Origin of the sequence: Planobispora rosea (genome assembly GCF_014648175.1) — a bacterium.
Classification (GTDB): Bacteria; Actinomycetota; Actinomycetes; order Streptosporangiales; family Streptosporangiaceae; genus Planobispora; species Planobispora rosea.
This window is the reverse complement of record NZ_BMQP01000021.1, coordinates 132,300-142,760: the sequence shown is the minus strand read 5'-3', so window position 1 is coordinate 142,760 and position 10,461 is coordinate 132,300. Positions and strand designations below refer to the sequence as shown.

Sequence of the window (10,461 nt, the reverse complement as noted above, 5' to 3'; positions counted from 1 at the left end):
CCATCCCCGGCACCGGCAACCCGGACCACCTGGCCGACAACATCGCCGCCGGCGCGCTGCCACTCTCCTCTGACGAGATGGCCCGCCTGGACTCCCTCCACCGCGCAGGAGCCTGACCGGTACGGCGCAGCGGACGCCCCACCGGAGCCGTACCCACCCCGAACCCGTCCGACCGCCTCCGGCCCGGCCGCTTCCCAGCCCTTGGCGTCTCCGGTTCCCGCCGCCTCCTGTCCGGCCGCCTCCCACTGCCGCCTGCGTCCTCATCGTCGCCAGACCCTCTCCGGACGGGATTCCTGAGTTGCGTTAAGCCGGATTTTTATCGCCGCTCAAGGTACTTCAATGCAGGACCCCTTCGACAGCCGCTAAGGATCACCTGTAGTCGTCGAGGTCTTCCCACAGCAGCCAGCGGTGCTTGTCGAACATCCAGTCATGGGTCAGCCGCAGGCGAAAGTTCGCCGGGCAGTATCAGCGTTACGGGCAGTGTAGAAAACCGCCAACAGTGCGACCAGTCCAGTAGCGATGGCCAGGGCCCGCCCACGGACCGCGTCCAGTGCAGCCGCGAGGTCCTTGCCTGTCAGCCCAGTGACTCCGTCGAAGTGTTCCAACACCCATACCGCACCTGGACCGAGAACCCATAGCAGGCCTGCGGTCACTGACGCACCAAGCACCGCAGAGGCCACCCAGGTTAATCCTGGCCACGACTTCATGCCTTGATGGTGATCGGTTTACACCGTCTCCACCCTGCCTTCGCAAGCAGCGATGGGGAACTGTGACCATCTCCTCAGACATGATCATGATTACCCGTATTCAGCAGATGCGCTGGCGCTTCCCGTTCACGCTCTCCAGGTACGGTGCAACCAGCACGTCGTGATCGCTGCCCGTGTCCTGCCCGCAGAACCCGTCGCCGGGCGTCGAGCGGCGACGCAAGGCGACGAAACCATCCAAGAGCCGGAGAAGCAGAAGACCAGCTCACACGATGTGTGAGCTGGTCTCGGTCGGTGCCCCCTGCAAGATTCGAACTTGCGCTCCCGGCTCCGGAGGCCGGTGCTCTATCCCCTGAGCTAAGGGGGCCAACGCGTAACTAGATTACCAGCATCCGGAGGGGAACTGACACTCCATAACGTGAAGCGAGTGATCTACTGGGGAATCGGTCCTCAGCGGGGGGACGGGCGGACGGCTCCGCGGTAGCGGGCACGGTAGTAGGGGGAGTCGGCGAAGGCGGTGGTCTTGACGACGTCACCGGTCTTGGGTGCGTGGACCATGACGCCGTTCTTCACGTAGAGGCCGACGTGGGCGGGGGCGCCGGCGCCGCCTCCGAAGAAGACGAGGTCACCGGGGCGGAGCTGGGAGAACGGCACGCGATGACCCTGCCGGAACTGGGTGCCGGTGTAGTGGGTCAGCGTGACTCCGGCTTTCGCCCAGGCGTGCAGGGCGAGACCGGAGCAGTCGAAGCCGCCACGGGTCGGGCCGGTGCTCGACCCTCCGCCCCAGACGTACGGCGTGCCGACCTGGCGGAGCGCCGCGGCCACCGCGATCTGACCGGGCGAGGGACGGTCCGGCCGCCTGGGCTGCCGCCGTGACGGCTCGGACTTCCCGGACCCGGGCTTTCCAGGCTCGGGCTTCTTCAGCTCAGGCTTCCTGAACTCGGGCTTCCTCTTCTCGGCCTTTCCCTGCTCGGGATGCTCCGGTGCGGGTTGCCGCCGCGCCGGGCTCTCCGGTCCGGAGCCGTGAAAGGGCGGCGGGGCGGCGGGCCGGTGGATCCGGTCAGGCGTCTCCGGGGACCGTGAGCCGGCGGTTTCCGGTCGTCCCGTCCGGCAGCCGGTGGCGGCCAGGGCGAGCAGACTCTCGGGAATCCAGCGCCGGACGTGGTCCGGCAGCTGGGCGAGCGCTCGCGGGCAGGGCCACCGCGTCTCCGCGACCCCCAGACCGCCCGTGACGGTCGCGGCGAGGACGGTGGCGGTGATGAATGTGGCGATCACGTTCAGGTCTCCTGATCTCGATGGATGATCGAGGCCCCAGGATCGGCGGGAAGGAATGATCGCCAATGAACCGAGTCTTATTCTGGGGAAAACCTGTCGGCTGTGGACAAGTCCGCGTACACATCCGCAGAAACCCGCGCGTGATCGATCCCGAAGAGCTAGCTTGGCGGCCGTGGGAGAGCTTCTGGGCAAAGTTCTGGTAGTGGATGATGACGAGGTCATCCGACAACTCATCGCGGTCAACCTGACCCTGGAGGGGTTCCAGGTGGAGACCGCCTTCGACGGGCAGAACTGCCTGGATCGGGTGGGGGATGTGCAACCCGACGTGGTCACGCTGGATGTGATGATGCCCCGGATGGACGGCTGGACGACCGCCACCCGGCTGCGGAGCGATGACAGCACCAGGCACATCAAGGTGGTCCTGATCACCGCTCGCGCCCAGGAGGACGACAAGCGGCGGGGGTTCGCCATCGGGGTGGACGCCTACCTCACCAAGCCGTTCGACCCGGCCGAGCTCATCCAGGTCGTCCGCGACCTCGCGCTCTCGGCTCGCAGCGCCTGACGGCCCCCGCAGCGCCTGACGGCCGTGGCCGCGCCGGTCACCGCCGCCGGGCCGGTCTCAGACGAGGCCTTCCCTGCGCGCGACGGCGGCGGCCTGGGTACGGGAGGACACGCCCAGCTTGCCCAGGATGTTGGAGACGTGCACGCTCACCGTCTTCTGCGCGATGAACAGCCGCTCGGCGATCTCACGGTTGGACAGGCCTTCGGCCACGAGCTCCAGCACCTCCTGCTCCCGGCTCGTCAGCAGCCCCGACTGCGCCGAGGTGAACCTCGCCCGGCGGCCCAGCTCCTCCAGGGCCGCTCCGAGCGGCCGGGCGCCCAGGGAGGCGGCGGCCTCGACCGCCCGTTCCCACTCCTCCCGCGCCGTGTCACGGTCACCGGCCGCCAGCAGCGCCTCCGCCAGCCTCCAGCGCGAGCGGGCGACCTCGTAGACGAAGCCGAAGTCGAACGCCTCGACCACCGCGCGCCAGGCGTCGACGTCGAGGCGCCCGTGGGCGCGGTGCCACTCGGCCTCCGCCCGGGCCAGCCAGGCCATCCCCTCGGGCCCGATCCAGCCCTGGCCTGATCCCTGGCCGCCGGTGACGGGCGCCCTGGCCCGCTCCAGGAGGACGTCGGCGGCCTCGGCGCGTCCCAGGTCCGCCAGCGCCCACAGACCGGTCGCGCTGAGCCGGATGGCGGCGGGATTGCCGGGATGGGTGGTCCCCAGCGCCGTCTCGATGTGGCCGAGCGCGCTCTCCGGGTCGCCTCGCCACAGGGCGTGTTCGGCGGCCAGACCGTGTCCCATGTAGGAGACGAACGCGTCGGAGTGGAAGGGCGCCATCCAGGAGAGGCGTTCCTCCACGGCGGGCAGGCCCCGCGCCACCTCGACGAAGAGGGCGAAGGAGGAGAGCAGCGCCTCGGCCGGGGTTCCCACCCGGATGCCGAACCCGGACGCGACCTTCTCCGCCGCGTCCCACTCCCCCGCCACATAGTGGATCAGCAGGCGCAGGAAGCGCAGGTCGGTTCCGAAGGTGCTCCAGTCGAGCCCGGTCTCGTGGGCCAGCCGCAGGCCCCGGTCGGTGGTGACCGCCGCCTCGGCCAGGTCACCGGTCTCGTACTGGAACCGGGCGTACTGGAAGATCGCTCGCAGGTCGATGGCCAGATCGCCGGATTGTTCCGCCGAGGCGCACGCGAGCAGTTCCTTGGCCCGGGTGATGTCCCCGCCGAGCGCGGCGAAGGAGCCCAGGGTGATCAGCGCGCTGGTCTCCGCGTCGGTGGCGCCGCTGGCGCGGGCCTTCTCGATCGCCCGCAACGCGAGTGACTCCACCTCGTCGTCCCGGTCGGTCCAGTAGAGCGCGCGCGCGTAGGTCGCCAGGGCCCGGGCGAGTACGGGCTCCTCCTCCGCCGCCTCGACGGCGGCCCGGGCCGCGGCGATGGCTCCCTCCTCGTCCGCCTCGTCGCCCTTGTCGATGAGGACGTAGGCCAGTCTCTCGTTGACCTCGGCCGACGGCGGCAGCCTCCGCAGCTGGGCGATGGCCCGGTGGTTGTCGCCGCTGTCGGCCGCCGCGGCGGCGCTGCGCATGGAGAGGCGCAGGTGGTCGGTCCCGGCGAGGCGTTCGGCGTCGTCGACCCGGTCCCAGAGGCTGAGGGCCTGCTCGTAGTGGCGGTGGGCCTCGGCGGGCGCGCCGAGCCGCTCGGCGCGGCGCCCGGCCTCGACCGAGGCGGCCAGCGCCCCGGCGAGGTCGTGGCTGGCCAGGTAGTGGTGGGCGAGTTCCGCCGCGGCGCCCTTGCGGGCCGTCAGCAGCCGGGCGAACTCGGCGTGCAGGCGGGTCCGCTCGCCGGGCAGCAGGTCGGTGTAGACGGCCTCCTGGAGCAGCGCGTGCCGGAAGGCGTAGCCGTACTCGCCGGAGGGCTGCAGCAGCCCTCGCGAGACGATCTCTCTCATGGCCTCTTCGAAGGCCATGTCGTCCAGGCCTGAGGCCTCCTGGAGGAGGTCGTGGTCGACCCGCCGCCCCGCGACGGCCGCGCCGCGCAGCACCCGCTGGGCGGGGTCGGAGAGCATCTCGGCCCGGGAGAGCAGCAGGCTGGCCAGGCCGTCGGGCATCGAGCAGCCCTCGATCGCGGCCTCCAGCAGTTCCTCGGCGTAGAAGGGATTGCCCTCGGCGCGCTCGACCACCTCGTCGATCATCCGGACGTCGGTGCCGCCGAGCGTGGCGACGTAGTCGGCCATCTCCCCGCGGTCGAGCGGGCTCAGCTCGACGGAGGTGACCAGGGGAAGGCGCTTGAGCTCGGCGAGGACCCTGCGGAGGGGGTGACGCCGGTGCAGGTCGTCGGTGCGGTAGGTGCCGACCAGGCAGACCCGTTCGGTCTGGAGCATCCGGCTGAGGAAGACGAGCAGGTCACGGGTCGACTGGTCGGCCCAGTGCAGGTCTTCCATGATCAGCAGTATCGGCTGGGTGGCCAGGAACCCGAGGACCGAGCCGAACAGCTGCTGCTGGGTGAGGCCCGAGGCGCTCTCGGGCCCGGCGTCGGCGACCCCGGGCAGCAGCCTGCCCAGCAGGGGGCGCTCCTCGATCGCCGCGCGCAGCTCCCCCTGCGCGCCGCGCAGGGCGTCGGCCAGCGGGAGGTACGGCAGGGCGTCGCCGAGCTCCGCGCACTGCCCGATGAGTACGGCGAAGCCCTTCTCCCTGGCCCGCTCGGCCAGCTCCGTCACCAGCCGGGTCTTGCCGATGCCCGCGTCCCCGCCCACCAGGGCGACCCCAGCCATGCCTCCGGCCGCGGACTGCAGCACGGTGAGCAGCCGATCGATCTCGACCAGCCGTCCCACCAGGGTGCTATGCACCTTTTGCGACCCCACAACGGCGAGTATGTCACGGACCACCGGCAATCCGATTGGTCCACCGATTCACCGGCGGATTGGCCTCACCGCGACACCGGAACTCCCCCTAGTGTCAGGCCCATGGTGTCGATGTCCACATTCCTGCTGTTCGTGGTGGCCTCCCTCGCGCTGGTGCTCATCCCGGGCCCGAACCACCTCTACATCGCCGCCCGCGGCATCTCGCAGGGCCGGGCGGCGGCGATGGCCAGCGCGTTCGGCGTGGAGGCCGGCACGCTGGTGCACATCGCCGCGGCCGCCGCCGGGCTCTCGTACGTGATCGCCCGGTCGGCGACCCTGTTCAACGTGATCAAGTGGGCGGGCGTGCTCTATCTCCTCTACCTGGGAGTCCGGGCCCTGACCAGCAGGCAGGAGTTCGCCACCCGGGAGACCGCCCCGCAGCCGCTGCGCGCGGTCTTCCTCGAAGGCGTCCTCGTCAACGTGCTGAATCCCAAGGTGACCCTCTTCTTCCTGGCGCTGCTGCCCCAGTTCGTCGTCCCGGAGGCCGGAGCCGTGCCGCTGCAGATCGTCATCCTGGGCGGCACGCTGCTGCTCCTGGGGCTGATCTCCGACATGATCTACGCCGCGGGCGCGGGTGCGCTCGGCAGGCGGCTGCGGAACCGGACGAGGTCGCTGGGCTACGTCAGCGGTGCGGTCTACCTGGGGCTCGGCGTGGCGACCGCGCTCTCCAGCCGCCCGGTCTGATCTCCGGCCCCCTTCTCCGGCCGTCCCGCCCGATCCCCGGCTCCGCTCTCCGGCCGTCCGGCCCGGCCTCCGTCCGCCTGGTCGTACAGGTCGCCCAGCAGGCGGGCCAGCGGCCCGGGCGCGGCGAGCACGCCCAGGTGCCCGCGGCGCGGGACCAGGATCAGCCGTCCGTCCCGGCAGGCCCGCAGGAAGTCGCGCTCGTTCGCGCGGAACGGGTCGCGGGCGCCGTTGACCAGCCACACCCGCCCCGGATACGCCGACAGCGCCGCCAGCTGGTCATGCCCGGCGACGGCGGTGACGGCCTGGGGCATCACCGCGCAGGACAGCCCTCCGGCCACCATCGCCTCTCCGGCCGGACCGGGCAGGGCGCGGCGCAGGCCGTACGCGCTGATCCTGTCGGCCAGGGACGGGTCCCGGGCGGCCAGGGAGGCCAGGGACCGGTAGATCCAGGCGTAGCGGCCGGGCAGGGCCGTGCATCCCAGGGCGGCCAGTCCCGCCACCCGTCCGGGGAACCGCTCGGCCACGGCGATCCCGACGTAGCCGCCGAGGGAGAGCCCGGTCACGAACGCCCGCCCGCCGACCTCGTCGATCGCGGCGGCCACCGCCGACGTCGCCGCCTCCATCGTGAACGGCTCTCCCCGCCGGGTCCCGTGCCCGGGCAGGTCCACCGCCACGGCGGGCCGATCGAGGCGGTCCATCACCGGACCCCACATGGTCGCGCTGACGCGGATTCCGTGAACGAAGACGACCGGCACCATGAGAACCTCCCGATCCAGAAACACAACGCACCGTTGCGTTGTGCAACACGCTACCCTGAGATCCATGGCACCGCGCAAGCAACAGGAGATCTTCCAGGCGACACTGGCCCAGCTCGCCGAGAGGGGATACGAGGGGCTGACCGTCGAGGGGGTGGCGGAGCGCTCCGGGGTCAACAAGACCACGATCTACCGCTGGTGGCCCTCCAAGGCCGCGCTGCTGGCCGCCGCGCTCGTCGAGGCCGACACCCTGGCCATGGAGGCGCCGGACACCGGGAGCCTCCGCGGCGACCTGGAGGCGCTGGTCCGGGGCATCGCCGCGCTGCTCACCCGGCCCCCGGCGGCCGATGTCGCGGTGGCCGCGCTCGGCGCCGCCGTCCACCATCCCGAGCTGGCGGAGACGGCCCGCCGCTTCTTCGCCGACCGGTTCGCCCGAGAGGAGCAGATCTTCGAGCGGGCCAGGCGGCGCGGCGAGCTCCGTGAGGACGCCGACCCGATGCTGATCACGGACCTGCTGGGCGGCGCGGTCTGGCTGCGAACGGTCTTCCGCGGGCTCCCCCTCGACGAGGGTTTCGCCGCCGAGGCGGTGCGGACGGTGCTCGACGGATCCGCCCCGGCCCGATCACCGGCCTGATCCCGGATCCGGCGTCCCCGGCCACCGGCCTGAGCCCGGCCCCCCTGATCCCCGGACCCGGCGTCCCCGGATCCGGGCGTGCGGCTCAGCTTGAGAGCGCGGCCGGAATGCGGTCGAGGATCGGGTACGGCATCAGCCCGTAGGCGTAGAAGTCCACCGCGTCGGCCCCGGCGGCCCGGACCGCGCGGACCTTGGCGGCGAGACGGTCGGCCGAGTCCGTGTCGGGCGGGCCGGGCCTGAGCACGACCCGCAGTTCCCGCTCCTTGCCCGTCGAACGGCGGTAGGCGCCCACGTCGTCGGCGACCCGGGCGGCGTCCCGGGCGTAGCCGAGCACCCCGAGCGAGGGCACCAGGTCGCCGAGGGCGACCACGTCCACCCCGAGCTGCCAGGCGTCGTGCGCGGCGAGAACCGGCGAGGGCAGGCCGTCGGCGTACCCCTTCACCGCCCCGGTGCCGTCCAGGAAGACCAGGCGCGACCCCTCGTCGGCGACGGCCGCGGCGATCTCGGACACCAGGGACGTCACCGCCTCGGAGCGGGCCCGCGCGTAGGCCACCACCTCGGGACCGGCGTAGGCGGTCAGCGCCGCCCGGGTCACCTCCCCCTCGGCGGGCGGGTCGCCGTCGAGCACGCCGCCCACGATCCTGGCGCACTCGTGGCGGGCCGCCTCGGCGTCGACGCCCAGATCGGCGGCGCGGCGCATGCAGAAGTCGCAGAAGCACAGCCCGATCAGGAACAGGTCCATCGGCCCGAGCGCGACGAAGCTCCGCTCGTGGTGGTAGCCGTGCCCGAAGGCGCCGAAGTGCAGTCCCTCGGCGACCACGCTGTCGACGCCCTGCCGGGCCACGGCCCGGGCCAGCGCGACCGCGTAGAGGCGCACGTCGGGGTGGGACGGGCACAGGTCGGCGAGCGAGCCCCGGTCGCCGAAGCAGTTGCGCACGGTCACGTCGGGGTGGACGTCGCCGAGGGTCACGCTGTGCAGGAACACGGTCCAGCCGTGCAGTTTGAGCCCGCGCTCGGCGGTGGCCCTGCGGAGCGCGGCCAGGGGTGCCTCCTCCGCCCCCGCCTGGACGGGCGGGACCAGGCGGAGCCCGCCGAACAGGTCCGCGGGCGGGAGGAAGTGCACCCCGTCCCGGCGGATCGTCACCCGGGACGAGCCGTGCGGGGTCACGTCCCGGGTGCGGTGGTAGGCGGCGGCCACGGTCACGCCGGTCACGCCGTATCCGGCGACGCGGTCGAGGACCGGCTGCAGGCCCTCGCCTCGCACGTCCTCGACGTAGACGTACACCGAGCTGTCCAAGCCGCCGCCCCCTCCCGCTGTCGGTCAGCCTCTGGTCGGACTCTAACGCCCCTTGTATGCCACGAAGTCGATCTCGACCAGGATGTCCATCAGGTCGGAGCCGACGGTCGTGCGGACCGGGTAGGGCTTGGTGAAGTAGGACTTGTAGGCCTCGTTGTAGGCGGCGAAGTCGCGCTTGAGGTGCTGCAGGTGCACCGTCGACTTCACCACGTCGTCGAAGCCCAGGCCGTGCGCCGCGAGGACCGCACCGAGGTTGCGCATCGTCTGGTGGGTCTGCTCGGCCACGTCGGAGCCGACGACCTCGCCGGTCACCGGGTCCAGCGGGCCCATGCCCGAGGTGTAGACGAAGTCGCCGATCACGAGACCCTGGGAGTAGGCGCCGACCGGCGCCGCGCCCTCGTCGGTCCGCAGCTCAACCTTGCCGCTCATCTGTCCGTCCTTGTCCGAGCCCGGGAGATCCGGGCGCCCCTGGGAAACCCTAGAAACAGGTGGTGATCAGGTCCACCACGGTGTAGTCGTCGTCCACCACCGGCATGGCCCGCCACTTGTCGAAGGCGGTGCACGGATGGGAGATCCCGAACGACACCAGGTCCCCCGGCCGCACCGGGGAGTCCGGCGCGAGCCGCAGGACCGCGTGCTGGTCCTGGACCTTGAGAACGGTAGCGCCCTCGACCGCGCCGCGTGGCACCGGCAGCCCCTCGTCGAAGGGGGCGTCCCGCTTGCCGAACCCGACGACGGCCAGACCGGGCTCGGGGACGGACAGCACGTGCGCCCAGATCTCCAGCGCGGGACGGAGCTCGCCCTCGATCCGGGTGTACGGCGTGCGCTCGCGGTAGTAACCGTCGTCGTGGGAGACGTACGCCCCGCTCCGGAGCATGATCGTTGCCTGGCAGGCGGCCAGCTCCCGGCCGATCACGTCGAACCACTGGCTGCCGCCCACCGACAGGATCGGGTTCCTGACCCGCAGGTGCTCCAGAGCCTCCATCAGCCGGTGCAGGTAGCGCCGGACCTCGGCGGCCGAGGGCAGCGAGCCCTCGTACCCGGCCACGCCGGCGAGCTCCACACCGGGTGTCGCCTGGGCCGCGGCGGCGACCTCCAGCAGCTCCTCCAGGGTCCGGCTGCCGGCCCGCCCGCCCTCGTGGCCCAGCTCGGCCAAGACCCGGAACGGCCGGGGCCCGGCGTGTTCGCCCAGCTTCTCCACTCCGGCCACCGAGTCCACGAAGCAGAGGAACTCGAACGACGGGTCCCCGGCGAGCCGTGCCGCCAGGGCGTCGAGCGCGGCCGGGTCGAAGATCTGGTTGGCGAGCAGCACGCGGGACACCCCGAACTCGCACAGGGTGAGCGCCTGGCTCGGGGTGGCGGCGGTCAGGCCCCAGGCTCCCGCGTCGAGCTGTGCCCGGACGATCTCGGGCGACATGGTCGTCTTGGCGTGGGGGACGAGCGTCAGCCCGTGTTCGCGCGCGAAGCCGGCGAGTGTGGCGATGTTGTGCCGCAGAGCGCTCCGGTGCAGGACCATCACCGGGAAGGTGAACGCTCCCCCGAACAGCGACTCGCCCACGACCCTGCCGGGATCCACGATCCCCTTCACCCGCCGCCCCTCTCGTCCGCCGGCGGCCCACCGCGGCCGCCTCCCGAGGACCCTATCCTCACGGCCGGGGCGAGGATCCGGACCACCC

The 10,461-nt window shown here is 71.9% G+C and carries 9 protein-coding genes and 1 tRNA gene; 3 read left to right on the top strand and 7 right to left on the bottom strand.

The window, feature by feature from the left end; translation table 11 throughout:
- Positions 1 to 999: 999 nt before the first annotated feature.
- Positions 1,000 to 1,071, bottom strand: a tRNA-Arg gene (locus IEZ08_RS21600).
- A gap of 83 nt (positions 1,072 to 1,154) precedes the next feature.
- Positions 1,155 to 1,979: a C40 family peptidase gene (locus IEZ08_RS21595; protein ID WP_068921555.1), complete on the bottom strand. Its 825-nt coding sequence runs from the start codon at positions 1,977 to 1,979 to the stop codon at positions 1,155 to 1,157.
- Between the two features lie 184 nt (positions 1,980 to 2,163).
- On the opposite strand from IEZ08_RS21595, the gene IEZ08_RS21590 reads away from it, so the two are divergent.
- Positions 2,164 to 2,541 (top strand): response regulator transcription factor, encoded by a 378-nt coding sequence (locus IEZ08_RS21590; RefSeq protein ID WP_068928414.1) that lies wholly within the window; start codon positions 2,164 to 2,166, stop codon positions 2,539 to 2,541.
- Positions 2,542 to 2,598: 57 nt separating this feature from the next.
- On the opposite strand, the gene IEZ08_RS40520 is transcribed toward IEZ08_RS21590, so the two are convergent.
- A complete protein-coding gene (locus IEZ08_RS40520) occupies positions 2,599 to 5,361 on the bottom strand; it encodes a helix-turn-helix transcriptional regulator (RefSeq protein WP_308426623.1) in 2,763 nt (920 codons plus the stop codon).
- Between the two features lie 117 nt (positions 5,362 to 5,478).
- On the opposite strand from IEZ08_RS40520, the gene IEZ08_RS21580 reads away from it, so the two are divergent.
- The gene (locus tag IEZ08_RS21580) at positions 5,479 to 6,099 is read left to right on the top strand and encodes a LysE family translocator (protein WP_068921553.1); all 621 of its coding nucleotides are present in this window, start codon (positions 5,479 to 5,481) and stop codon (positions 6,097 to 6,099) included.
- Here IEZ08_RS21580 and IEZ08_RS21575 read toward each other — a convergent pair.
- The gene (locus tag IEZ08_RS21575; RefSeq protein WP_189242783.1) at positions 6,051 to 6,857 is read right to left on the bottom strand and encodes an alpha/beta fold hydrolase; all 807 of its coding nucleotides are present in this window, start codon (positions 6,855 to 6,857) and stop codon (positions 6,051 to 6,053) included. The genes IEZ08_RS21580 and IEZ08_RS21575 overlap by 49 nt on opposite strands.
- Before the next feature lie 64 nt (positions 6,858 to 6,921).
- Here IEZ08_RS21575 and IEZ08_RS21570 point away from each other — a divergent pair, with 64 nt between their 5' ends.
- Positions 6,922 to 7,488, top strand: a complete 567-nt coding sequence (locus IEZ08_RS21570) for a TetR/AcrR family transcriptional regulator (protein WP_068921552.1) — start codon at positions 6,922 to 6,924, stop codon at positions 7,486 to 7,488.
- A gap of 85 nt (positions 7,489 to 7,573) precedes the next feature.
- On the opposite strand, the gene IEZ08_RS21565 is transcribed toward IEZ08_RS21570, so the two are convergent.
- From IEZ08_RS21565 to IEZ08_RS21555, 3 genes are read right to left on the bottom strand one after another with little or no spacing between them, the layout of a single operon-like run.
- Positions 7,574 to 8,785 carry a hypothetical protein gene (locus tag IEZ08_RS21565; RefSeq protein WP_068921551.1) on the bottom strand — a complete coding sequence of 404 codons (1,212 nt, stop codon included), beginning with the start codon at positions 8,783 to 8,785 and terminating at the stop codon, positions 7,574 to 7,576.
- Positions 8,786 to 8,827: 42 nt separating this feature from the next.
- The gene (locus IEZ08_RS21560) at positions 8,828 to 9,214 is read right to left on the bottom strand and encodes a RidA family protein (RefSeq protein WP_068921550.1); all 387 of its coding nucleotides are present in this window, start codon (positions 9,212 to 9,214) and stop codon (positions 8,828 to 8,830) included.
- A gap of 49 nt (positions 9,215 to 9,263) precedes the next feature.
- Positions 9,264 to 10,373: an alanine racemase gene (locus tag IEZ08_RS21555; RefSeq protein WP_068921549.1), complete on the bottom strand. Its 1,110-nt coding sequence runs from the start codon at positions 10,371 to 10,373 to the stop codon at positions 9,264 to 9,266.
- Between the last annotated feature and the right edge of the window lie 88 nt (positions 10,374 to 10,461).